This window comes from Leifsonia shinshuensis (genome assembly GCF_013410375.1).
Taxonomy (GTDB): Bacteria; Actinomycetota; Actinomycetes; order Actinomycetales; family Microbacteriaceae; genus Leifsonia; species Leifsonia shinshuensis.
Genome location: NZ_JACCFL010000001.1, coordinates 1 through 22,685, shown reverse-complemented (window position 1 = coordinate 22,685; position 22,685 = coordinate 1). Strand labels below are relative to the sequence as shown.

General features: G+C 64.2%; 21 protein-coding genes and 2 pseudogenes. 11 read left to right on the top strand and 12 right to left on the bottom strand.

The genetic code is table 11. The features are described from left to right. Window positions 1-77: 77 nt before the first annotated feature. Entirely contained in the window at window positions 78-380 is a 303-nt protein-coding gene (locus tag HNR13_RS00110) for a hypothetical protein (protein ID WP_168688431.1), read from the top strand. A 53-nt stretch (window positions 381-433) separates the two neighbouring features. Here the strand turns inward: HNR13_RS00110 and HNR13_RS00105 are convergent, their stop codons facing one another. The 3 genes and pseudogenes from HNR13_RS00105 to HNR13_RS00095 form a co-directional block, all read right to left on the bottom strand. After that, a complete protein-coding gene (locus HNR13_RS00105) occupies window positions 434-1,591 on the bottom strand; it encodes a chromosome partitioning protein (protein ID WP_179603906.1) in 1,158 nt (385 codons plus the stop codon). A gap of 24 nt (window positions 1,592-1,615) precedes the next feature. Next, entirely contained in the window at window positions 1,616-1,837 is a 222-nt protein-coding gene (locus HNR13_RS00100) for a ParB N-terminal domain-containing protein (RefSeq protein ID WP_168688433.1), read from the bottom strand. 101 nt (window positions 1,838-1,938) lie between these two features. Further along, window positions 1,939-2,439: pseudogene (locus tag HNR13_RS00095) on the bottom strand (IS110 family transposase); the annotation flags it as partial. 176 nt (window positions 2,440-2,615) lie between these two features. Between HNR13_RS00095 and HNR13_RS00090 the strand changes: the two are divergent. From HNR13_RS00090 to HNR13_RS00080, 3 genes are all read left to right on the top strand, one after another. Next, window positions 2,616-2,981, top strand: coding sequence for a hypothetical protein (locus HNR13_RS00090; RefSeq protein ID WP_168688434.1), 366 nt, complete (start codon window positions 2,616-2,618; stop codon window positions 2,979-2,981). Window positions 2,982-3,187: 206 nt separating this feature from the next. Beyond that, the gene (locus HNR13_RS00085) at window positions 3,188-3,538 is read left to right on the top strand and encodes a TlpA family protein disulfide reductase (protein WP_051337007.1); all 351 of its coding nucleotides are present in this window, start codon (window positions 3,188-3,190) and stop codon (window positions 3,536-3,538) included. Window positions 3,539-3,543: 5 nt separating this feature from the next. Then, window positions 3,544-4,428, top strand: a complete 885-nt coding sequence (locus tag HNR13_RS00080; RefSeq protein WP_021763754.1) for a cytochrome c biogenesis CcdA family protein — start codon at window positions 3,544-3,546, stop codon at window positions 4,426-4,428. Window positions 4,429-5,152: 724 nt separating this feature from the next. Here HNR13_RS00080 and HNR13_RS00075 read toward each other — a convergent pair. The 3 genes from HNR13_RS00075 to merA all read right to left on the bottom strand — a co-directional run bounded on the left by HNR13_RS00075 (window position 5,153) and on the right by merA (window position 8,730). Continuing rightward, window positions 5,153-6,502 carry a dihydrolipoyl dehydrogenase family protein gene (locus HNR13_RS00075; RefSeq protein ID WP_021763755.1) on the bottom strand — a complete coding sequence of 450 codons (1,350 nt, stop codon included), beginning with the start codon at window positions 6,500-6,502 and terminating at the stop codon, window positions 5,153-5,155. A gap of 95 nt (window positions 6,503-6,597) precedes the next feature. Beyond that, window positions 6,598-7,245, bottom strand: coding sequence for an organomercurial lyase MerB (gene merB / locus HNR13_RS00070; RefSeq protein WP_021763756.1), 648 nt, complete (start codon window positions 7,243-7,245; stop codon window positions 6,598-6,600). Window positions 7,246-7,287: 42 nt separating this feature from the next. Beyond that, window positions 7,288-8,730 carry a mercury(II) reductase gene (merA, locus tag HNR13_RS00065; protein WP_021763757.1) on the bottom strand — a complete coding sequence of 481 codons (1,443 nt, stop codon included), beginning with the start codon at window positions 8,728-8,730 and terminating at the stop codon, window positions 7,288-7,290. Window positions 8,731-9,075: 345 nt separating this feature from the next. On the opposite strand from merA, the gene HNR13_RS00060 reads away from it, so the two are divergent. Beyond that, a complete protein-coding gene (locus HNR13_RS00060) occupies window positions 9,076-9,465 on the top strand; it encodes a heavy metal-responsive transcriptional regulator (RefSeq protein ID WP_039922792.1) in 390 nt (129 codons plus the stop codon). A gap of 328 nt (window positions 9,466-9,793) precedes the next feature. Here the strand turns inward: HNR13_RS00060 and HNR13_RS00055 are convergent, their stop codons facing one another. Further along, window positions 9,794-10,105, bottom strand: a complete 312-nt coding sequence (locus tag HNR13_RS00055; RefSeq protein WP_155829054.1) for a hypothetical protein — start codon at window positions 10,103-10,105, stop codon at window positions 9,794-9,796. Window positions 10,106-10,227: 122 nt separating this feature from the next. Then, window positions 10,228-11,298, bottom strand: coding sequence for an IS110 family RNA-guided transposase (locus tag HNR13_RS00050; RefSeq protein WP_168688437.1), 1,071 nt, complete (start codon window positions 11,296-11,298; stop codon window positions 10,228-10,230). Between the two features lie 734 nt (window positions 11,299-12,032). Between HNR13_RS00050 and HNR13_RS00045 the strand changes: the two genes are divergently transcribed. Then, a complete protein-coding gene (locus tag HNR13_RS00045) occupies window positions 12,033-13,235 on the top strand; it encodes an IS110 family RNA-guided transposase (RefSeq protein ID WP_179603905.1) in 1,203 nt (400 codons plus the stop codon). 479 nt (window positions 13,236-13,714) lie between these two features. Here the strand turns inward: HNR13_RS00045 and HNR13_RS00040 are convergent, their stop codons facing one another. Further along, window positions 13,715-14,005 carry a hypothetical protein gene (locus HNR13_RS00040; RefSeq protein WP_021762911.1) on the bottom strand — a complete coding sequence of 97 codons (291 nt, stop codon included), beginning with the start codon at window positions 14,003-14,005 and terminating at the stop codon, window positions 13,715-13,717. 35 nt (window positions 14,006-14,040) lie between these two features. Further along, complete coding sequence (locus HNR13_RS00035; protein WP_021762912.1) at window positions 14,041-14,310, bottom strand: hypothetical protein; 270 nt, start codon at window positions 14,308-14,310, stop codon at window positions 14,041-14,043. 82 nt (window positions 14,311-14,392) lie between these two features. On the opposite strand from HNR13_RS00035, the gene HNR13_RS00030 reads away from it, so the two are divergent. From HNR13_RS00030 to HNR13_RS00020, 3 genes are all read left to right on the top strand, one after another. Continuing rightward, complete coding sequence (locus HNR13_RS00030) at window positions 14,393-14,752, top strand: hypothetical protein (protein ID WP_155829011.1); 360 nt, start codon at window positions 14,393-14,395, stop codon at window positions 14,750-14,752. Between the two features lie 94 nt (window positions 14,753-14,846). After that, window positions 14,847-16,940: a hypothetical protein gene (locus HNR13_RS00025; RefSeq protein ID WP_179603904.1), complete on the top strand. Its 2,094-nt coding sequence runs from the start codon at window positions 14,847-14,849 to the stop codon at window positions 16,938-16,940. A 61-nt stretch (window positions 16,941-17,001) separates the two neighbouring features. After that, window positions 17,002-17,817, top strand: a complete 816-nt coding sequence (locus tag HNR13_RS00020) for a hypothetical protein (protein ID WP_021762915.1) — start codon at window positions 17,002-17,004, stop codon at window positions 17,815-17,817. An 8-nt stretch (window positions 17,818-17,825) separates the two neighbouring features. On the opposite strand, the gene HNR13_RS00015 is transcribed toward HNR13_RS00020, so the two are convergent. Beyond that, window positions 17,826-18,743, bottom strand: coding sequence for a hypothetical protein (locus HNR13_RS00015; protein WP_021762916.1), 918 nt, complete (start codon window positions 18,741-18,743; stop codon window positions 17,826-17,828). 470 nt (window positions 18,744-19,213) lie between these two features. Next, window positions 19,214-19,342 (bottom strand): annotated as a pseudogene (locus HNR13_RS22155) (site-specific integrase); the annotation flags it as partial. A gap of 308 nt (window positions 19,343-19,650) precedes the next feature. Between HNR13_RS22155 and HNR13_RS00010 the strand changes: the two are divergent. After that, on the top strand, window positions 19,651-20,175 hold the full coding sequence (locus HNR13_RS00010) for a hypothetical protein (protein ID WP_179603903.1): 525 nt from the start codon (window positions 19,651-19,653) through the stop codon (window positions 20,173-20,175). A 1,453-nt stretch (window positions 20,176-21,628) separates the two neighbouring features. Beyond that, window positions 21,629-22,207 (top strand): hypothetical protein, encoded by a 579-nt coding sequence (locus HNR13_RS00005; protein WP_179603902.1) that lies wholly within the window; start codon window positions 21,629-21,631, stop codon window positions 22,205-22,207. The last annotated feature ends 478 nt before the right edge of the window (window positions 22,208-22,685 follow it).

Below are 22,685 nucleotides of genomic sequence, written 5' to 3'. Positions count from 1 at the left end.
CACTGCGCACCTCCCACTCGCCACTGATCTCCCCGCCGGAAAGGCAAACAAAACGATCAACCAGGGGAGTGATCAGGATGCGGGTATTCGCCATCGATACGAGAAACATGGGTCCGGAACTGCGGGGCGGTCTGGTCGGGGTGGTCGGCTCGACGAGCCCCTCGGCGGAGGAGAAGCGGGAGTGCGTCGAGACGGTGAGCCGGTACGCAGTCGATGGATGGGCGATCGCCGCCGATCCCCGCACACCGATCGGCCGTCTGGCGGCGCTCACGGCTGAGACGGCGTGTGTGCCGTTCGTCGCCTTCAACCGGGTATCCCAGCGCGGAGGTCCAGTGGTCGGGCCGTCGACGGTGCAAGCGGCGACTCGCGAACTGTCCTGACAGCGCAAGCGAGAAGCGGGCCTGGTGCGCAGGCCCGCTTCCCTCCGGCAGGATCAGTCGCTCACGCCAGGGTCCGAGCTGACCGCCCCAGCTTCTTCTGCCGTCTGGACGGCCTCGCCTACTGTCGCGATCTGCTCGACATCGCTGAGGTTGTAGCCCCACGCGGCGAGCTGGGTGAAGTAGTCCTTATCGGTGGGGGAGGGGTACCGCCAGGTCTGCTTGCTCGTGACCGACTCGCACGCCCCGAGGACGACCGCCAGCGCGACATGCTGCGCTTTTGCCGGGGTCTGCTCAAGCAACGCGACGAGCTTGTCGTTCTCGAAGTAGCCGGAGGGCTCCAGGCCGAGCAACTGGTGGGCGAGCTCGTTGCCCTCACGGGTGGCGGTGCTGATCGCCTGCCGGTGGACGGTCAGACCCTTGGCGATCACGACCGCCGCGTCCTTGGGCAGAGCCTTCCGGGACAGCAGCGTGGCGAGCCATTCGCGGCGGACGATCTCAGCGGACGCCCACGCCTTGTTGTTCGCGATCAGGATGCGCCGTTGGGCCTTCTCCTCGTCGGTCATCGGCCCCGACTTGGACGGGGTACCGCCGTAGGTGTGGAAGCCTGCCGCTCTCGCGTCCCGGAGAAAGTAGCTGATGGTGGCGTCGCCGTCCGCGTAGACACGCACGAAGGCCGCTCGCCCGTCCAGGTTCTCGATGTGCTCGACGGTAACGCGTTGGTCATCGGCGGTGAGGAGTTCGCTGATGCGCGTGTACTCGGTGTCGTAGTAGCCGGGGTTCGCGTCGAGGATTAGGTAGCCACGTCCCGCCAGGTCGGCTTCCGCATCCGCCTTGGTCTTGGCGCGGGCTTTGTCGTCGCGTGCCCGCTGGGCCGCGTGCGCGAACTGGGCTGGGTCGGTGGTGGCGACCTGGATGAGGTCGTTGCGGATTTCGTCGTCGCCGTCGAACTCGATCAGCACGACCGCCTGATCCAGGGTCAGCTGGTGCTCCTGGATTGCGCTCGCCGCCACCTGGTTCTCGACCACCGCGAGTGCGGTCTTGACCTCCTTCTGCTTGGTGCCGGTGCGTCGGGCGATCGCGGTGACGCTGAGTCCTTCGAATGCGAGTTGTTGGAAGGCGGCGGCCCGGTCGCCGTCGGTGAGGGCTTCGCGCTGGTCGTTCTCGACCATCTGCTGCACGATCCGCTCCGCGGTCACCTCGTCAGCCTCCACCAGGTAGACGGGAATGGTGGCAAGTCATGCTTCGCGGGCGGCGAACACCCTGCGCTGTCCAGCTCGGACGGTCACCTGGCCGTCGTCGCTTCGATGCCCGAGGACCGGGGTGAGAACGCCGTTCTCGCGGATGCTCTGCACGAACGCGGGGGTGATGGGTGCGGAGGGGCGCACGTTGGTTTCGATGATCAGGGCGTGTGGGTCGAGGTGTTCGATGGTGCCCGCAACGGTGGTGGTGTCGCTCATGGTTCTGGGATCCCTTCAACTGTTCTTGTTCGCCTGTCTGGCAAGGGGATCGAGGGTGAACGGGAGCGGAGCGCAGTGCCGGGTCGACGCTTCTATATCTGTCAAGTCGTCAGCACTGGCTGGTGGAGCGCGTTGAGTGATCGATAAACGCTTCGGGCGAGGTAGCGTTTCAGTGCCCGTCGGATCTCGCGTCGGCTGCGTCCTTCCTGGAGCCTGTTTTCGACGTAGGCGCGGGTTTCGGGGTCGTGGACCATGCGGACGAGCACGGCCGTGTGGAGCGCCCTGTTGAGACGTCGGTCGCCTCCGCGATTGAGACGATGCCTGGTGGTGTTGCCCGAGGATGCGGGGATGGGGCTGACGCCGGCGAGGGCAGCGAAGGCGGCCTCGGAGCGCACCCTGCCGGGGTGGGACCACGCGGTGAGCACGATTGCAGCGGTGACCGGCCCAACCCCGGTGATCTGAAGAAGCGGAGCGGCGGGGCTGGTCTGAATCAGTCCGGTCATGCGATTCAGGTTCGCTGCCAGCTGCTCGGTGAGTTCGTGAACGCGACGGGCGAGACGGACGGCCTCTTCCCGAGCGATCACCGCTTCCAAGGGTTCATCTGCTAAGGCCGGCCTCCCGCACTGTAGCCCGCACCTCGATGGATGTGAGGATGACCAGCGCAGAGCAGCAGCAGCTCGCGCCCGGTGGGTTGACATTCCCCTATAGGGAAACGTGAAAGATGAATACAGACCGGTCGGGTATGGCCGGGATTGTCTGACCGTGGATGGAGAGTGCGATGTCCGAGAATCGTGGAGGCGGGATGAGCGTGGCGTTGATCGCCATCGGCGCGGTGGGGCTGGCAGTTGCGTGTTGCGGCGGCCCGGCGCTGATCGCGGCGGGTGGACTCGCGTTGGTTGGTGGAGTGCTGGGCAGCTGGCCGGTCTTGGCTGTGGCGGCCCTGGTGATGGCCGCCGCCGTGGTGTACACGGTGCTTCGGGCGCGGCGTCGTTCGGCCGCCCGTTCAGCGGAAACCAACAGCGCAGGCCGCGAGGGTGCTGGTGAGCAGGTGTTGCCAGTGATGGTTGACGACTGCTGTGCTGTGCCGAGCCCTGCAGTGGTGCCGCCGAATAAGGAGCGGCGCCAGCGGGCGGCGCGCAAGTGAGGCGCGGTTCGGGATCCAGCCTGTTGCGAAGCCGTCGAGGTCGTGGTTTCGCCGTCGCCTTGGCAGGGATCGCGGTGGCGTTGCTGCTTACCGGGTGCGGAGCGCAGACGTCGCCGGGCGCGGCAACGGGCCCGTCGGGTGGCTCAGCTGCCGGGTCCTCGTTCCCGTCCACGACGGTGCGGACGGTGTCCGGGACGAATTTGACGGTGCCGAACAACAAGCCGGCTCTGTTTTACTTCTTCACCGCCTCGTGTTCGAGTTGCGTGACGGGCGCGAAGTCCGTCGGGGCGGGTGTGGCGAAGGCTGGCTCGGGGGTGCAGGCCGTCGCGGTCGATCTGGACCCCGGCGAGCCGGTGAACATAATCAACGGGTTCATGCAGGACGTCGGGAATCCGCCGTTGTCGGTGGTACGCGACGACGGGACCCTGCTGAAGCGGTTTAACGTGGACGCGCTCGGGTTGACGATGGTGCTGGATAAAGCCGGGCGGGTGGTCTACCGCGGGGTGGACCCCTCAGCGGCCCAGACGGCCCAGGCCATCGCGGCCGCGGGCTCATAGGAGGCGTGTTGGGTACCTTCGCTTTCGCCTTCGCGGCGGGCATGCTGTCGACGGTGAACCCGTGCGGATTCGCGATGCTGCCCGCGTTCCTCGCCTACTACATTGGCCGCGACGAACCCGGCGCGCAGCAGAGCCTCGTACGGCGTGCGCTGGTCGGGCTCGGAGCCGGGCTGCTGGTCAGCGCCGGATTCGCCGGAGTGCTGAGCGTGGCCGGGCTGCTGGTCGCACTTGGAATGCGCAGCCTGATCGGAGCGGTGCCGTGGGTAGCAGTGCTGGTCGGTGTGCTGCTTGTCGGGCTTGGCACCGCTTTGCTCGCCGGCCGGCACGTCGGGTTCACCATGAACTCCAGCCGGATCGCTCGGCAAGGACGCGGCCCGAGCGCGATGCTCGCCTTTGGTGCCGCGTACGGGGTGGCGTCCCTGTCCTGCACCCTCGCGGTGCTGCTTGCGGTGATCGGCCAGGCTCTGGCAGCTGGCAGCGCGGTCGGCCTGGTGGTGGTGTTCGCCGCGTACGCAGCCGGAGCGGCGATGGTGCTGGTGCTCTTGGCTCTGTCCTCGGCCCTGGCCAGCGGCCTGCTGGCGCGGATCCTGCACCGCACCGCAAGGTATGTGCCCCGGATCGCCGGGGCGGTGCTGCTGCTGTCCGGGATCTACCTCGTCGCCTATTGGGCACCTGCGTTGGTCGCCGGGGGCGCGAATGAGAGCCTGGCCACGACCGGCAGCCGCATTTCCTCCGCTATGACCGCTTTCCTCAGCAGCAACATAGGTCTGGTCACCGGCTCCGCCCTGGCCGCGGTCGCGGTCATCTTGATCAGCGCAATTCTCGTCCGCGCGCGGAACCGATCCCGGAACACAGTGACGGCCGACGATGACGAGCCGCGATCACGGTAATCGCAGCCGGGAAATTCGAGGCCGCCGTGGGACGGTGGCCGCGCTGGACGAGGGACCGAGGAGATCGATGCTATCGAACAACGACCGCCGGCAGGCGGCGCGCTGTCAAGCAAGGAGGACATCGCTATCATCGTGACCCACGGCGGCAACAGTCCGGTTCCCCCCAGGTTCGCCTGGCCGAGCGGCTACTGACCGCATCATGCAAGAGCGCCGACAGTTCGACACCGACCCGGAATTCCGTCCACACCGCTCGGACGGTCCGAATTCGGCCCGCCTGGCGTGCGCGTAGCCGCGGGGCCCGGACGTCGCTCCAAGTGGCCGATCCGACAGTCTCAGCGGCGGCGCCACCGTGTGGCTAGATGGCTTCGCAGGGTGACCACGGCAGCGAGGCCGAAGACTTGGTGGGCGAGGAAACCGTGCAGGTGGGTGACCAGCGGTAGGCGCGATTCGGGGCGCTGAAGCCGGCCGTCGGTGTCACCATGTCGTCGGCGATCAGTTGCCCCCGGGTCGGACAGCGTCCTCCATCGGCCGGGGCCTGCTTGGCTGCACTTCGTTGAGCTTGGTGCTCACCGGCTCCGCAACTTTCGTGCCGACGTAGCCGCCGACTTACGCGGTGAGTACGTCTTCGATCGCTCCTGGGATCTTCACGCTGATCTTTTCACGGCTCTTGAGGGAACGAAACCAGCTCGGGCAGCTCTTCAGACCGCCCCTCCCGCGCACGAGCTCAGGCCTTGATGTGGTCGAGGGCGGCGAGGTAGGCCTCGTTGTAGGTGGGGTATTGGGCGACCTGGTCGCGGAGGGTGTCTAGCGGTATCCGTGCCCGGATGGCGAGCGAGGCGTGGTGGATCCACTCCCCGGCCAAGGGTGCGACGGCCCAGGCGCCGACCAGCACCTTCGCCTCGGTATCGACCAGGAGCCCGAGGTTGCCGACGGGGTCCTTCTCGTAAGTCCAGGGCCGGGTGATTGCGTCGGCGAGGTCGAGCTCGGTGGCTGTGGTGTGCAAACCGGCGTGATCGGACTGCTGCTGGGTGAGCCCCACCGCGGCGATCTCCGGCTCCCCGAACACGACGCGAGGGATGCCGTCGTAGAACGCTTTCCGCGTCCCGCCGAGGATCGCCTCGGCGGCGATGCGGCCCTGGTACTTCGCCACATGGGTGAACGGCATGACCCCGGTCACATCGCCGATCGCCCAGATGTTCTCGGCCGCCCGGCACTGGTCGTCCACCAGCACCTGACCGTGCTCACCGAGCGAGACGCCGACGTCCTCGAAGCCGAGGCCGCCGCTGCGGGGGCTGCGGCCGGTGGCGAAGATCACGACGTCTCCGGTGGCCGTGCTGCCGTCCTCGAGCTCGATCACGCTCGCGCCGCCATCGCGGCGCCCTCTTCGGACCACCGCGTTCAGCCGCACGTCGACCCCGGCGCTCTGAAGGTAGTGCTTGGCAAGCTCCCCGACGCGCGGATCCTCGCGGTCGATCAGCCTGGGGCCACGCTGCAGCAGGGTGACGTTCACACCGAACCGGGAGAGGAACGTCGCCGTTTCCACCCCGACGGCGCTCCCGCCGACGATTACGGCACTGCCGGGCAGTGACGTCGCGGTGTAGGTCTCCCGGTTCGTCCAGGCGGTGATGTCCTCCAGACCCTCCAGTGGCGGCACGACCGCATCGGAACCGGTGGCGATGATGATGTGCTCGGCCAGTATTTCCTGCTCGCCGGCCTGGATACGGCCAGGGCCGGTGATGCGGGCATCCTCTTTGATGACGAGGGCACCTCGCTTGCTGTAGCCCTCGACCTGGCCAGCGTCATTGAGGTTCCGGATCATGTAGTCGCGGTAGTCGCTAGTCTCCGACCAGTTCAACTCCGCACCGCTGACTCCGGCCGCTCGCTGGACCTCGGTCTGCGCCTCCGGCGGCCGCAGCACGGTCTTCGAGGGGACGCAGGCCCAGTAGGCGCATTCCCCGCCGATCAGCTCCCGCTCGATCACGGCAACCTTCTTGCCAGCCTTCATCAGCCGGCTCGCCGCGACCTCACCGCCGGGGCCCATCCCGAGCACCGCAACATCGACACGTTCACTCATTAGCTACTCCTTGTGTTGTCGTCATTGATCGTTTCGGGTGCCGTTGGGCGTCGGCTGGCTCTTGCTGATCGTCGGGTCGCTGAGCCGCCTGTGTTCTAGCAGCAGCTGTCGGCGCCTGACGGGCCGCTTCCCTCCTGGGCATTCTCGATCATGGTTCGAGCCATTTGGGTGCCGAGGGCGTAGGCGTCGGCCACGGGCATGACTTCTCCTCCTGGGTGTGTCTCGAGCCAGGTTTGCGCGTCCTCGGCGGACGTGAAGTAGTGCACCTGGTTGCAGAACGCCGATCGGATCGAGGTCATGTCCTCGGGATTGACGAGGGAAACCACGGCGGTCTCGGGCGAGACCGACTGAACCCCGTGGGGGCCGACGGTGACGGCGATCGGCTCGCCGGTTGCGGGGCTAACGGACTCGACCCGCGCTGACGCGTCCAGCAGGGTGGGGAAGATCAGGGTGTCCAGTGCGCACCAGGTGTAGAGCTGCTCACCGTTGACCTCGAAGCGGTGCGGGGTGGGACGCAGGGTGAGGCCCTGGCCGATGATGCGGCCGTACTCGTACTCGATGTCGGGAACCGCGGCCAGCGCCTGTTGCACGTCGGCTTCGCTGCGCCCGGTCACCGTCGCGAGGGTGCTGACCTCAACCGGGTCGCCTTGGGCAAGTAGTTTCATCAGCGGCAGCCAGAGAGAGGCTTCCTGCCCGGTCTCGCTCGACGTGAGGCGCTCTGCGAGCGTGTCGTTCTCGGTCATTGTGACCCGCTTTCGTTGTTGGTGTGATGAAGGAACAAGGGGTTACGCGGCGCAGCAGGAGAGCTTACTGACGTCGGTGCTGAAGGACTGCGCGGCGATCCTGATACCCTCGGCCATGGTCAGATAGGGGCTCCAGAGCTTGCCGACCTGGTCAACCGTCATGCCGGCTTCGAGGATGTAGACCCCGGCCGCGGCAAGGTCGGCCGCTTCTTTCCCGACAGCGGTGAGTCCGACTATGCGGCCGGTGTCTGCTTCGGCGACCATCTTGATGAAGCCGCGGGTGTCGCGATTCACGATCGCTCGGGGCACGTACTCCAGCGGCACCACCTGGCAGCGGCAGCGGACCCCGGAGTGGTTGGCTTGCTTGTCCGTCATCCCGACAGCGGCGACAGTAGGGCTGGAGAAGATGATGCGGGGCAGGTGCCCGTAGTCGATCTTGCGGCCGGCGTTGTTGAACGCGTTCTCGGCCACGAGTGCACCGTGCGCCGCGGCGACATAGACGTACTCCGGATGCCCGGTCACGTCGCCCGCTGCCCAGATCCGCGGGTTCGAGGTCGCGAGTTCATCGTCGACGACGACCTCGCCAAGATCCCCGGTCTGCACACCTACTGCCTCGAGGTTCAGTCCCTCGGTTACGGGCCGGCGACCGGTGGCGACGAGAAGCCGTGCCGCCCTAAACTCCTCGCGGCCGCCCGAGACGGTGGCCGTCGCGAGGATCTCGCCGGTCGTCGGGTCGGCGCTCACGGAGGTGAGCGCGGCGCGACGCACCACCCGGATACCCTCGTCGGCGAACACCGCCGCAAGTGCGCGGGCGACCTCCGGCTCCTCCGTGGAGGCCAGTCGCGACCGGACCAGCATGGTCACCTTCGATCCGAGGCGGGAGAAGAGTTGCGCCATCTCGATCGCCACCGGTCCGCCACCGAGGACCAGCAACGATTCCGGAACCTCCGACACTTCCATCGCCGTCGTCGAGGTCAGAAAGTCGACCTCCGCCAGCCCCTCGACCGTCGGTGCCCACGGCCGTGATCCGGTCGCGACCAGATATTGCTCAGCACGAACGGGAACCTGGCGGCCCTCGAAGTCCGTGACGGTCAGCGCCGGGTCGTCGGGGGATCCGGTGAAGGTGGCGTCGCCCTGCAGCAGCTCCCAGCCGTACTCGCCGATCAGATCGACGTATTTCTCCGAGCGCATCCCCTCCACCAGCACCCGCTTCCCCTCGATCAGCGCCGGCATATCCACCGGCTCCACGGACGCGTCGATCCCCGGGAACCGGGCGGCGTCCAACGCGACGTGGCGTGCCTCGGCGGCCGCGACTAGTGCCTTTGAGGGCACACAACCGGTGTTCACACAGGTACCGCCGACGGTCGACCGCTCGATCATCACGACTCGCTTGCCAAGGTTGGTCGCCCGAATCGCGGCGGCGAAGGCACCGCCTCCGGAGCCGATCACCGCCAGATCGAACTCGGCGGGTGCGCTGTTGGTCATGAGGACTCCTGAATACGAGGTGCAGATGCTTCGATTTCCCCCATCATGCGCCTTGCCCTATAAGGCAAGGTCAACCCCCCGTGCCGAGCACTTGCGAGAACTCCAGCAGCAGCTCGGGCGGCTCAAATGATGCCCACCTCGCTCCCGTCCCAGGCCACGCACCGTGTTCACGTCGAGGCCTCTCGGGTTGCGCAGCGCCGGGTCGTGACGATCGCGGTCCCCGTCGCAACATCGTGCGCCAAGGAAGTGACCGCCTGGCCGTTCCTCAACGTATTCGGCACGCGCGCACGACATCCCCCATTTTCCCCTATACTGGACGGTCAGGTGGGGCTCCGGGAGGGTCAGATGCGAATCGGTGAGGCCGCGGCAGCGGCGAGCATGACAACGAAGGCGCTGCGGTTCTACGAAGTCGAGGGACTGCTTCCGTATCCGGAGCGGGCCCCGAACGGCTATCGGGATTACGGAGAGGAAACCGTGGGCCGGCTGCAGTTCATCCGCCGAGGGCGGGCCGCCGGACTGAACCTGGCCCAGATCCGCGAGATCCTCCGCCTGCGGGACGCCGGCACGGCGCCCTGCCGCCACGTCGTGACGCTGCTCGGCAACGAACTCGAGCGCCTGGACGCTCAGATCGCCGAGCTCACCGCGCTGCGCGCCACGGTCGCCAGCTTCCACGAGGCCGCCAACGCCGGGGATCCAACCCGGTGTGACGCGGAACTAATCTGCAGCTACGTCTGAAGCCCGACACAAAGGACGCATCAGGCAGAAACGAAACCGCGCCCGAAGCTGATCGTGCCGACCACTTTTGGCCAGAACGAGGTCACACCAGCCGCCACCGCTCCCTTTTGACAAAACTTCGGTCCGGACGGTCGACGCACTTGGTACCGGCTCGCTGACGGTCATCTCACGCCAGCGCTCGACGAGCTACTGCGTGTCGTGCTCTACGTCGAATCTGGCTGCTGCGCCGAAGAGAACTGCACCTTCGCATGACGGCCATGAGTCCCGCACTTGCCGACGAGCGCCGGCACGTCCTCCAGCACCGAATCCGGGATCGTCGCTGCGACCATCATCTATAACTGGTCGAGGCCGTTGTCGCGATCGCCGCGGGCGCCGCCGCATCATCGGCGGCGCTGATCGGCTTCGGTCTCGACTCGACAATCGAAATTCTGTCTGCGGCGGCTGTCGCGTGGCGGTTCACACGTCGCGACTCCGAATGGTGGGAGAAGGGCACACTGCGGGTGATTGCGGCCTGCAGGGGGCAGTCGTTCGCGCTCACCGGTACCATCTCATGGACGATGCCGGCGCTGTCTATTGCTGCTCTGGTTTTGTCGCTTGTTGCGGACCCGGACTCGACATACAAGGTGACGTTCGCGGTCACGGCGCACTCCTCTCTCATATCAACTCATTTGCCGTTCGGCGCTCTTGCCGAAACAGCGCCGACGGTGAATGAGCAAGAGACCGTGAAATACCGGAGCGAGCGCAGCGACGCTTCTATATCTGTCAAGTCGTCAGCACTGGCTGGTGGAGCGCGTTGAGTGATCGATAAACGCTTCGGGCGAGGTAGCGTTTCAGTGCCCGTCGGATCTCGCGTCGGCTGCGTCCTTCCTGGAGCCTGTTTTCGACGTAGGCGCGGGTTTCGGGGTCGTGGACCATGCGGACGAGCACGGCCGTGTGGAGCGCCCTGTTGAGACGTCGGTCGCCTCCGCGATTGAGACGATGCCTGGTGGTGTTGCCCGAGGATGCGGGGATGGGGCTGACGCCGGCGAGGGCAGCGAAGGCGGCCTCGGAGCGCACCCTGCCGGGGTGGGACCACGCGGTGAGCACGATTGCAGCGGTGACCGGCCCAACCCCGGTGATCTGAAGAAGCGGAGCGGCGGGGCTGGTCTGAATCAGTCCGGTCATGCGATTCAGGTTCGCTGCCAGCTGCTCGGTGAGTTCGTGAACGCGACGGGCGAGACGGACGGCCTCTTCCCGAGCGATCACCGCTTCCAAGGGTTCATCCCGTTCCCGCCATCGGGTCACGGTGCTCACTTGCGCTGCGCTGAGAGGTTTGCGGGCATCGATTCCGAGGTCGTTCACGCGAAGCAGCGCAGTGAGCGCGTTGATGTTCATCGTGCGCTCGTGGCTCAGTTGGTCACGCGCGGCGACCAGCGTCCGCAGCGCAGCGCGGGCGCCTTGGCCCTCTCGCGGCGTCCGCAGCTGAGTCTCCTCGAGGCTGAGGGCGGTGGCGGCGATCGTGTGGGCATCCAACGGGTCGGACTTCCCGATTCCGCGGCGGACGCGGGCGTTCATCCGCGGCGCCTCGGCTACCTGATAGCCGGCATTGGTGACCGCGCGGGCCAGGCCGGCGCCATAGCTGCCGACGCCCTCGATCACCCATAACGTCTCGGCGTCACCGCCGGTTCCGCGGCCGGCCCATGCGATCGCTCGGGCGATGCCGGCCGTGCTGGTGGGGAACTGCTGACAACCCAGCTGCTGCCCGGTGCTGGTGTCGATGACGACGTAGGTGTGGGTGCGGGCGTGGCAGTCCACCCCGACGACATACGGGCGGGAGTGCGCAACGATAGTCACAGCGGCCGCCTCCTCTCTCTAGGGGTCCTTCGAACGGCCGCGACGCGGCCGGCGCTGATCCGGGAGGAAATCACTTCGGGGCAACACTGTGAGGGGCCACAACCCTGACGGGGTTGGACAAGCTTCTAATCAAGCCACCGACGTGGGCCGGGCCAACGCCAGCCGCCCCGCCCCGAACGGACAAGTCGACCCGAAGGCACTCTGTCGAGGCCACGTGGAATATGAGTCACGAACCGGGCGAGACGACCAACATCAACCCTGCCAGCCAGTCCCAGACCAGCCAGTCCAAGACTCACAGTGGAATACCGCAGGGAGCGCAGCGAGTGAGGATATGCCGCGAAAGCCCGGAACGCAGCCCGCGGGAGTGAACTACGATCGACGGCCAGGCAGACGGACAACCCAACAAACACGGCGCCGCTCGCGGCTCATTCACCTCTGCCCGTCACATGAGACGAGCCCGCGCCAGATTGGCGTGGGCTCGCGGGTTGTTATTGGCAGCTGTCCTTACCGTTGAAGCGTGGGTCCGGGGCATTTGTAGGCTTCGGAACGCGCCAGGGTTCCCGGGCATGGCTAGCAGGCTGTCTGCCTTCCAATGGCTTGATGCGATTGGCCACCCGGGAGCCCGAAACGGCACGACCGCTAATTGAGAAACGCGAACCAATCGCTGTGTAAGGACTTGCCGGCTTGGTCGTTGATGGCGCGCACCGCATCCATGAATTAGAAGGGACTTCTGCGTGCCACGACTGTGGGCTGGAATCGACGCCGGCAAGACTCACCATCACTGTTTCGTCATCGACGAGGACGGGACCAAGCGCCTCTCGCGCCGCTTCGCGAACACCGAGGCCGACATCCTCACCCTGATGGGAGACGTCGCGGCCGTCGCTGACGGCGACCAGCTGCTCTGGGCGACGGACCTCAACCACGGCGGCGCCGGACTGATGAAAGCCGTCCTGGCCGACCACGGCCAGACGCTGTTCTACATCCCCGGCCGCGTCGTCCATCACGCCGCGCAGACCTACCGCGGTGAAGCGAAGACCGACGCTAAGGACGCTTCGATCATCGCCGACCAAGCGCGCGTCCGCCGCGACTTGGAGGCCGTTCGCGTCCCGGATGATGTCACCGCCGAGCTGAAGATCCTCAGCCACCGCCGAGCCGATCTCGTCCACGACCGCACCCGCACCATCAACCGGCTCCGCGCCCTGCTGCTGCACTACTTCCCTGGCCTGGAGGGCGCGTTCGACTACGCCGCGACCAAGGGGCCGCTGATCCTGCTGACCCGCTACCAGACCGCCGCAGCGATGCGCGCGTCCGGCCAGGTGCGGATGACTGGCTGGCTGAAGAAGCAGGGCGTCCGACTGCCGGCCCAGATGGCGATCAAGGCACTCGAGGCGGCCAATGCGCAGCTCACCGTCGTGCATGGCGAAGCAGCGGCCGCGGCACTGGTGGCGAAGATCGCCACCGACCTGCTGCGGCTGCGCGAGGAACTGCTGCAGTTGGATAGGCAGATCGAAGCGCGCCTGGCCGAGCACCCATTCGCCCACCAGCTGATGTCCATCCCCGGGTTCGGGAAACGACTCGTGGCCGACTTCCTCGCCTCGACGGGCACCGATCTGACCGCGTTCGGGACCGCGGCCCGATTCGCTAGCTTCGCCGGCCTGGCACCTGCCCCACGGGACTCGGGGAAGATCAACGGCAACCACCACCGGCCCCGCCGTTACGACCGGCGCCTCATGAACGCCTGCTTCCTCGCCGCGTTCATCGCCTCCACCAATTGTCCGGCTTCGGCGGCCTACTACGCCAGGAAGCGGAAGGAGGGGAAGACGCACAAGCAGGCAATCATTTCCCTCGCCCGCAGACGAATGAACGTGATCTGGGCCATGCTCCGCGACGGCACGACCTTCAACCCTGACACCCCTCAACTCAGCTTGACAACCTGATTGAGAATCGCAGCCCAGGTCGTCCATCGGGTCGATCGGGACCAGATACTCGAGGGTGTCGCCTTGATAGTGGGCGTCGCCGAGTTCGTCGTCGGTGGCGTGTTCTTGGATCCAGGTGTTGGCGGCGGCGGGTTCTCCGAGTGCTCGGAGGAGGCCGGCGAGGGCTTCGACTTCGATGCAGCTGAGCCGGGGTGCCAGGTCGGCTGTGAGGTCGTGTTTGCTGAACACGGCCGTGAAGTGGATGAGCTCGTTGCTGTCACTGATGAGGGTGCTCATGATCGTTTCCTCCCTGCTGGTTGGTGTGCCGTGAAGGCACGCAGTGCCGATCAGGGAGACCCGCCCGGAGTGCCACCCGGTAGGGCGACGCCAGTCGGCCCCGTCAGGGGCTTGCGCGCAGGGTGCGCGACCGAACGATCGCCGCAGGCTTCACGGCACACCAACCAACCAGGTGAGGTGACAAGGTGCATCGAACAGTGGGGTCAGCGTCGACGCTCGATCGTCCGCGGTGGTTTCGAGCGGACGGCGTCCTTCCACACCCACCCTTCGTGGGTCTGGCCATCGCGGGCGGTGAACCGAACGCGGACGGCGTGCTCGTTCCACGCCACCACCTCAACTTCCGGTCGCACAACCGCTTCGTGGAAGCGCACGTACGCAATCGCCGGCGCTGGCACGGTAGCAACGACGGCCGGGTCGTGGTCGAGATCGACCTCCTCTTCGGTCAGCCAGACGGGTCGGGGCCGGGTGACGATTTGCTCGATCACTCGGTCCATCCCGGATCCCGGGTAGCGGCTGTTCTGTCCCACCGTCAGGCGGGGTCGACGTCGACCAGCACCCAGCCGGTGCCGACGGACTGCAACTGCATCGAACGGACTTCGGAGGGGTCCTGGTCTGAGATGGCGACAATTGACCACCCGACGAGCCGCTCGGCGGGGTGGGTGAGCGCGTCGTGTACTGCGGAAGAGCGAACGGGTTCAGCTGCGATGACGCGGTAGCGGTGATCGCGCCAAACGAGCCGGTTCGGGGTCCCGGAATCGGTCCAGATGTGGACGATGTCAGCGGCGGGAGCAATGCTCATGACCAGTTCCTCCGATCGGGTAGCGGGTGTCGGTCTTACTGGCCACAATAGAACATATGTTCGAATGTTTGGGTGGTGGGTCATGAGGGTTCTGCAGGCCGGAGAGCGCGTCTGGCTAGTCGTCGCCGACGCTGGAACGCGCATCCATTTCGTGATCGAGTACGGGCCGGCGGTGCATCAGCGCACCCACGAAACGCTGATGATGTACCGGGTCGACCACTTCACGATCAAGCGCGCCGAGCGGTGGCCGCTCGGATACTACGACGAGCTTCAACACGCGATCGACGCATGTGCGCTGAGCTTGGGGATGCCGAATTTCCTGGCTCCGATTACCGCTCCTGACGGTTCGATCGTGAGCCCAGAAGAGCAGAAGGCTCGTTGGCAGGTCGGGCGTGATCCCCGCACGGGCCTGCAGATGCGATCCGTTGTAACGCGGTACTGAGTTCGCAGAAGTTGCGGACGTCGGCCCCGGATTGACCCCAGTAAGCGGGTAGTGGGTCGCTGATCTTCCACCGTCGTGTCGTGTCAGGGTGGTGATGACGGCCATAGCTGACTTGGAGAAGATGATGGCGCGTACTTCCCAAGCGGAGCAGCGGCAAATCGTTGATTGGGCGACGAAGGCGATAGTTCGACGATGGCGGAGATCTCGTAAGTGGCGAATCCTATGTGCCTGGATCGTCGGCGTGGTCGGTGTCGCCCTGGGCCTCGCGATGTTCGTCGTGCCAAATCTGAGCGGTTGGCAACGGTTGCCATACTCCTTTACCGCTGGAGTTCTCATCGGTCTCGCATATCAGCTGATGCCGAACCGTGGGAACGCGTCAGCCTCACCGCGGCGTCGAGTATACATATTTGCGTTTGCGCTGTCCGGAGCAGCTGCCGCGACCGTTGGTATACTCGCAGCCCTTGTCGCACCTGGTTGGTGGGCGGCGGGGTTGAGCGTTGCGACCGCCGCGCTCGCGGTTGGACTTGCGGAGCGTTATCCGGGCAAGTACATACCTTTCGCATTCTTGCTGCCGGTCGCTCTGGACGCATGGATGTTGCTGCAGCTTTCCACCTCAGGAGACCGCACGCAGCTTGTTGTCGTTCTGACGCTTTTCGTGCCCGCGTTTGCCGTAGCAATTGTCCTCACAGTCTGGGCGTTCAAGCTTCGCAACCTTCCGTCGGCTGAGTACGCGAAAGCGACCGAAGTCGCCCGAGGCGTGCTTTGGGCATGGATTTTGTTGTTGGCCGCGACCCTAGCTTGGAGCGCGAGCGGCCTCAAGCTCGGCAGCGGTGAGCAATTTGACCCGCTCGTGTTCGCTATCCCGCTGGTCACCTTCGGGTCAGTGATCGCAACTGCGACGACGGGATGGACTCGATATCGAGAGGCGCGCTTACAGCTAGATGCTGACGATCAGCCGGCAGCAGAAGCAAAGCTAACCAGCTCCGAACAAGATGGCCAGCCAGCAATTCCTTCGCATGTGCGGGGGCTAGTTGAAGGGCTGATGAGACTGAGATCAAACTTCCTCCGGAACTTTGCCCGACCACGAGAAGACCCGGATGGCGAACCCGCCAGACACTCGTTACCGACGCCTCTCGCATCAGCTGGAGACCTCGTCGCTCTGATGCTTCGCGCCGGTGTAGGGGCACGTTACGAAGGACGCTTCGACAAAATCGACTGGGTCTACCGACTGCGGTACCGTGGCGAGGAATGTCGACTTCAGCTTGGTCGATCCGGCCTCTGGGCCGACTTCTGGATTGGGGAAGATGAAGGCGCGCGGCTCGCAGACCAACTCGGCAAGCAGTTGACGAAGGCTTTGAGGTTCCTGCATCAGAACGGTCTGAGGGATGCTATCGATGCTGGAATCAGCGTCAATGCAGTGGAGGTTGTCAACCAGTTCTTCCGTTACCGGGGGATGGTCAACTACTTCATTGCGCAGCTGCGAGGCCTCCGAGGTGCACCGATGCCTGAGGTCGACAGGTCGACGTTTACGGTTCACGACTTCGAGAGTGGAAAACAGGTCCCGGCACCCGACTTCATTGCAGACACAATGAGCTACTTTTCGGAGTTTCAGAATGAGCAGCAAAGGGCCGGGGAGATTGCACACGTGGCTACTGCTCTCGTAGCGTCTTACTTCGCCTACATCGAGCATGTATCGGTCCTCCTCGCCGCGTACTCGTCTGCCGCTTCCGAAGATGGATTCGCCGTAAGCGAGCTACTGCGAGAATCATGGGCCGTCAAATTCGACGTAGCGTTCGCTGATGTCTCGATCGGGAGCGCGAAGAGCGACCTGAGTCTCATGGCTTCCCGATTCAGAAACCCCCTCTTGCATGGAGGCGCCGGTCGCGCCGCCGACGGAATGTATGTCGAAGTCCTTCCTGACGTGGTCGCTCTGGCCACGGAGGATGGCTCACCCACCGACCAGTTCATGCTCTGGAAGCCGAGCCTGACTGCCGAGGAGATCGACTGGATACTAAGCAGAATCGCCCGCATTGATGCGGCCCTCGAATCTCACCCATACTGGGTGGCGGTATCCGCTGGGGCCCCGTCGAATTTCAGCCGCGATCGCGTGCGGAAGGCGTTGAGCGCCCAGCGAAGCGGAAACGCCGGCCAACTCGCCCGCGCAATGGCAGAAGCCTTAGACGACTGACGGGCAAATTCATAAGCTTTCATCCGCCGCGCAGATACCGGTCAGTCGGAGTTGGGACCGCATGGAGGAGCAGTATTCACCAAGGTACACACGCCTAGACGCGTTCGAGTCCGCCGCAGCTCAAGCCGCCGGCGCGGTGCTGCAACATGCGTTCGACAGGCTGACTAGCCTCATCGAGTCCGGGCGGACCGTCGTATCGAACGCCTCGGGTTCCACGTTGGAGCGCGATGACGAACTCACGCCGTACAACCCGATTAGCTACCAGCTCGCCTACTTCGCACTCGTTTCCGTAGATCATTTACGATTCGTGCGAGACGCGATCAGTACCCGACAGGATCTTGCAGTAATGGCCGAGTACTCCGTTATCCGCAGCGCGATTGAAGCTAGCGCCTATGCGGTCTGGCTAGCGACCGGGGGTACTCGCATCAAGCGAGTCAAGAATTCACTCCGGTTGTCCTGGGATTCGGCAAGCGACGCCGCCGCGTTGATGCGTGTCGCCGGCGACGATCGCAACCACCTTCTAGAGATCGAGGATCGCCTTCTCGAGATCCAGGCAGCCGGTCCGGCTCGCCAAGGTTCGATCGAAAACATGCCCTCGATCACCGAGGTGCTGATGATCGCCGACCGGCACGTCAATACCGGCCAAATCTCGGGGCTCGAAGCTTGGCGGATTTGCAGCGGAATTGCGCATTCAAACCCTCAGGTTGCCCTCGCTCTGCTCGAGCACACCTGGATTGACAAGGACGGAGGCCTCTCTCGAATAGCGAACAATGTCGACCTGCTCGCAACTGTCTACGAGATCGGTGTTACGTACCTTGAAGCCGCTCTTGCAGCATGGCGCAGACTTGCAGAGAACCCTGCGGCCGCGCTTCGGTGAGTTGTCGCCTACTGGGGTAAACCAGAAAGAAAGTCGTTCACCTGCCTGCTGATAACTGCCGCCAGAACGTTAGTGCCGACCTTATCGAGGAACTGGCCAATCCGGGAGACAATACTGTGGACTCTCCCCAGGTCAGCTGACCCTGCGATCTCCCCATCAAGAAGCTCGAGCTCGGAAGAGACGTCACGCCTAACGCTCTCGGGAAGTACAGGCATGGACTGCTGAAGGAGCGACGAAAGCTCCATCGCTCCCGAAAGCCATTCGCTCGGGGGTGTATGGATGGTCTGCGAGAAATGCGAGCTGTTATTGGCGATGTTTGCATTGCCGTTAATCACCGTTGAGTGATGCACGACTCCATCCTGGGATTCATCATTCACGCTTGTCCCGTTCTCTACCCTCCGTGAGCCCTTGGTCGTCACTCGTGGGCGCAGCGGCCCGCCATGGCCCCACGCTCCCGGCCCCTCGACGAAGCCTTCCTGCTCCAGCCAGTCACCTACACGTTGGATGTCGTCTTCGGTATAAACGACGCCTAGGAAGTTTGGTTCCCCATTCAAGAAGCCAGCCGGCGTGGGGGCGCGACCCTCCTCCTGTTCCTCGTAGATCCAACGTAAGTACGTGTCGCGGAGTTGCTTGCGTCGAGCGACCACCGATCTGCGGAACGTATCGAATTGCTGATAGGCGTCGGCTCCTTTCGGGGTGACGATTACCCCACCGATTCCGGCAAGGGAGTCAAAGAAGTCGACCCACCCACGGTCCTTCATGCGGCGACACTCGTCCTGCAGATCGAACGAACCGAGGTCACGCATTTGGATGAGCTTGTCGTTCAACTCGGCGAGTGAAACATCGCTCGCCGTGTGGTGCCCAGCAAGCTCGAATAATGCAGCCAGGATCCGCAGCCGGCGCGCCTCTTCCTGCGAAAGATCCATAACATACCCCTTTGGTGACTTCTCCAAATGGAGGTTATCGGCACCCACTGCTGGATCGCCTATTTGCGCTACGCGGTCCTCGGGTAAGGGAGGCAGTGATAGCCCTGCCTAGCGGGCCCGTATGACAACAATTTGACAACACTCGGGCGAAACTGGAGCCAATTGAAGAACATCGAGGACAACTACGAATCACCGTGGTTCCGGGGATCTTGGAAGACGAGAAGCTGTCCGCTGACCCGCGGCTAGAGTTCGAATCCCACGCCCTCCGCGCGACTTTTGGCCCCTGGATCCCAGTAAATCACCGGGAGCCAGGGGCCTCGTTACTTAGTGATCCGGTCGTTTGCGCACAATTTGCGCACAATTGAATGAGCACAGAGCCGTTCTCCTGGTTTCAAGCAGGGGCAGCAGGGCATAGAGGAGGTCCCGAACCGATCCCAAGGAACACGAGCTTTCGAGGCCAGTGGCGCTAACTATGAAGCCACAGATCGGAGCACGGGGGCGTCGAGCGCCTCGGCAACCGCGTCGAGGTCGTCATCGAACAGATCCGCGTAGACATCGAGAGTCATCGCCGCTGATGCGTGCATTCGCTTATTCGCTCTTTCCCCTCCTCGCGTGCTTCGTCTTCTCTGACTGATGTCCCCTTCTCGTCCTCTTCGGCTTTTGGCTCTTTCCCCTTTATCGCCTCGTGTTCTTTCTTCTCAGTCTTCTTATCTCGGCTTCATCGGCAGCCACTTCGCTCCATCCACATGGGACGCACCAGGTCCTCTTTGTCTTGGGAGCCCGTTTACATTCGGGGCATTGCCTTCGGTTGATGACTGGTGGCATAGCCTCCCTCCCATGTGGCGAGAAACACGGAACTGCCTTCTGCGAGGGGGACATAGTGGCGAGCTGGCTGCAAGATTAGGGAGTGACCAAGGACTTCGACAGTGCAGCATTGGATGCCATTGCAAAGCGAATGGTTGAGCATCCAACTCTTCGCGAAGCACGGGCAATCGAGGCATGGAGAGTCGCTGAGAATGTGGCGTGCCTCCCGAAAGCAGTCCATGACGAAAGGCTTCCGCCCCTCATTCAGCAGGCCTGTCTTGAGATGTTCTTTGTCCACGTTCGCGCGCTGCTTGAGTTCCTCGAGGTGCGACCTCGGAAAAGTTCCGACTTCTCGGCGCGAGATATCGCGCCCTCATATGGGTCGCCGGCGGGTGAGGAACTTGCCTCGCTCAACGCGCGATGGGAGCAAGCGAGCCAGCAAGTTCTCCACTTCTCGAAAAGCCGCGTCGACCAGAGCCGACCTTGGGAATCCCACGTCGATGTCTCCTTCGAGGCGTTGACAGCAATCGCCGATGAGGTCTTGGCGGTGTGGGATCGCTACGCCGAGCTGGCTCGCATCCCGGCCGCGCCCAAGCGCGACGATTTCAATCTATTTCGCGAACTATGAATCTCGCCGGACTAAGAGCGGAAGCGCTGGCCGTGGGGCCGACCTCGCGTACAGCGCTCCCTGCACGCTGGCACCGCGTTCCATTTACCAGGGTATTGACAGACCTCATCCTGCGGGCATAGACCAACATCTCGTCGGGTGTTCATCAAGCGAGGGTTGGTGCCGGAGTACCTGGGACAACGCTCGAGCATGGTCGTCAGGGGAATCGAATGTTGGGGAATCGGCTCTACGAAGCACAGTCCGCGAGGCAATCGCGCACGGACTGGCGTGGTCTCGTCGCTGATACGGCCGCCGGGCCGGTGTTCCGTCGCGGCGTCAATTTCGACGTCATCCCAATGAGCAGCGCTCTGGCACTCATACGCGAACTCGCCGAACGCGCTGTCGATGGGGGATCGCGGCCTGCATCCAGCTATGTGAAGCGACTTACGCCCGACGAAGCCTATGAGGCCCACGCCCTCTACAGCACCCACCTTTCATTGACAGGGGCGAAGCTAGACACGCGGTATCGGCTTTGGTTCTACCGGAGAGTTGCTGATTTCGCCCGGCGAACCCACAGCATCGACGGAGTCGAGAGCGTATACGCAACTGCGCTGAACGGGGCGTGGCCGGCTCTGTCCGTGAACCAAATACGGGATGTGCTTCCTATTGCGAAGCGCCTTGGCACCAGCGAATTCGCAAACGCTAGATCGGTGGTTGTCATTGACCCAGGTACCTTTACGATCACTGTGCTTGGGCCCGGCGAAGTGCGTCGAGCTGACTTGGAAGGGTGGCTTGAATGGCGCGCCACCTACCCTGATGTGATCTCTTCGGACGGACGCGAATTCGCCTTGGGCCATGCTCCAGGAAAGAGTCGCCCAGAGGATCTGATCCCTGGCCTCGGGACGACACCGGGCGGAATCTTCGGGCCGGATGATCCAAATGCGCGAGATCCGCTCGGACCGGGTAGCCCATATGACCCCTCTAGTCGAGGTGACATGCCAGCTGGTTTTGGGAGAGTGAGTCAGGGCGGCAAACGGCGTGGTACGGATGCAGGCGTCATTCCCGGGAGTGACGGACCTGGCTCGCACAACCCGCTGGGACCAGGCGGGCCGTTCTCGGGCATAGACGGGGGCTTGCTGCCCCCCGGGTTCGGGGGCCGGCAAACTGCCGGGCCGGGACAATCGGGGGGAGCCATGGGCTCAGAAGACTTCGGCGGACTTCTGAGCAACGGCGAGGCAGGTGGACGTGGGTTCGGCGGCCTAAACAGCGCTATCCTCCCCGGAGGCAACAAGCCATTCGACTTTTCCACACCGGTGGACCGTTCGGGTTCGGCTCATACCCTGGCCGGGGTGGCTCGGAAGACTTCTGGGGGGACGTTGCTGTCGGGGTTGGTAAAGGTCTCCAGTACGGCGGGGCCATAGTTGCGGGCGTCGGCACAACCGTGTTTGGAGTAGGCCTCGCGCAAGACGCCACGGTGGTCCTGGCAGTCACGGGTACCGGAACGATGATTGTTGGAACGGACCTCATCATCGGCGGAGCTGTTGCGGGGGCCGTAGGGGCCGGGTTAGAGACGTGGGGCAACGCACGAAACCGAGACGCCGAAAAGGCAAAGGTTGCGATACCGGCGCCCCCAGACTCCGGACCGAAGCCCGAGGAACCCAAGCCTGAAGAGCCCAAGCCCGACGAGCCCAAGCCTGAAGAGCCCAAGCCCGACGAGCCGAAGCCGAAGGGAGAGACCGGGCTGTATCCCGACCCGTTCGGAGATGGTGGCGGTAACCCGGCGGCTCTGCCGGCGTATGACGGATCCGGCGGGGGCAACCCCGTGGCTCTGCCGGCGTATGAGGGATCCGGCGGGGGCAACCCTGTGGCGCTGGCGGATTCATCGAAGACGATCTGGGGCACCGCCCGGCTCGGGGCTATGTGGGACGATCAGGACGGTGGTCATGGCCCAACGCCGACAACGGTCGGCGTCAGAGTCACGGTTCCCATGTTCATCGGTCCAGGGCTCCTCTCGTCTGTCTCGCAGATATCGGATCGGACGCTCGTGTACTAGCTCGTGCTTTTCATCGGCGGCCCCGAGTTAACCAAAGCGGTGCCAGAGAGCAACCCGTGGCAGAGGAGGTCGAGACGACCGATCTGCTCAGGACCGGTGTTCTGGCGGACGTCGGAAACAAACCGGCCGGTGGCGACAGATGCGGTAGCGGGTCCTGATGCAGAAACGTCAGAGATGTCCTGATACATCACACTTCCCGCGCGCTGCGGCGACTCAGAACTTGCGCACATTTTGCGCACAATCGAGTGAACTCATGTGGGGCCCGACGGCGTCGGGCGCGCTCAGAGATCGTTGATTTTCCGCGATTCTTCACTAAATGTCGCCTGCCATAAGGCCCCCGGATAGAGTTCGAATCCCACGCCCTCCGCACCACCAGAAGCCGACGTGGCGGATTGGGGGCCGGGGCGTGGCCTGAGCAGACGGCACTAGCAACTGGGTTACGAGTCCATTCCCACGGCGGGCTCGCCGACGAATTGAT

Bases quoted from the DNA above. Each gene is read 5' to 3' on its own strand.
- HNR13_RS00110 (WP_168688431.1), top strand. From the start codon at position 78: ATGCGGGTATTCGCCATCGATACGAGAAACATGGGTCCGGAACTGCGG.
- HNR13_RS00100 (WP_168688433.1), bottom strand. From the start codon at position 1,837: ATGAGCGACACCACCACCGTTGCGGGCACCATCGAACACCTCGACCCA.
- HNR13_RS00090 (WP_168688434.1), top strand. From the start codon at position 2,616: ATGTCCGAGAATCGTGGAGGCGGGATGAGCGTGGCGTTGATCGCCATC.
- HNR13_RS00075 (WP_021763755.1), bottom strand. From the start codon at position 6,502: ATGAGTGAACGTGTCGATGTTGCGGTGCTCGGGATGGGCCCCGGCGGT.
- merB (WP_021763756.1), bottom strand. From the start codon at position 7,245: ATGACCGAGAACGACACGCTCGCAGAGCGCCTCACGTCGAGCGAGACC.
- merA (WP_021763757.1), bottom strand. From the start codon at position 8,730: ATGACCAACAGCGCACCCGCCGAGTTCGATCTGGCGGTGATCGGCTCC.
- HNR13_RS00060 (WP_039922792.1), top strand. From the start codon at position 9,076: ATGCGAATCGGTGAGGCCGCGGCAGCGGCGAGCATGACAACGAAGGCG.
- HNR13_RS00040 (WP_021762911.1), bottom strand. From the start codon at position 14,005: ATGGACCGAGTGATCGAGCAAATCGTCACCCGGCCCCGACCCGTCTGG.
- HNR13_RS00035 (WP_021762912.1), bottom strand. From the start codon at position 14,310: ATGAGCATTGCTCCCGCCGCTGACATCGTCCACATCTGGACCGATTCC.
- HNR13_RS00030 (WP_155829011.1), top strand. From the start codon at position 14,393: ATGAGGGTTCTGCAGGCCGGAGAGCGCGTCTGGCTAGTCGTCGCCGAC.
- HNR13_RS00025 (WP_179603904.1), top strand. From the start codon at position 14,847: ATGACGGCCATAGCTGACTTGGAGAAGATGATGGCGCGTACTTCCCAA.
- HNR13_RS00020 (WP_021762915.1), top strand. From the start codon at position 17,002: ATGGAGGAGCAGTATTCACCAAGGTACACACGCCTAGACGCGTTCGAG.
- HNR13_RS00015 (WP_021762916.1), bottom strand. From the start codon at position 18,743: ATGGATCTTTCGCAGGAAGAGGCGCGCCGGCTGCGGATCCTGGCTGCA.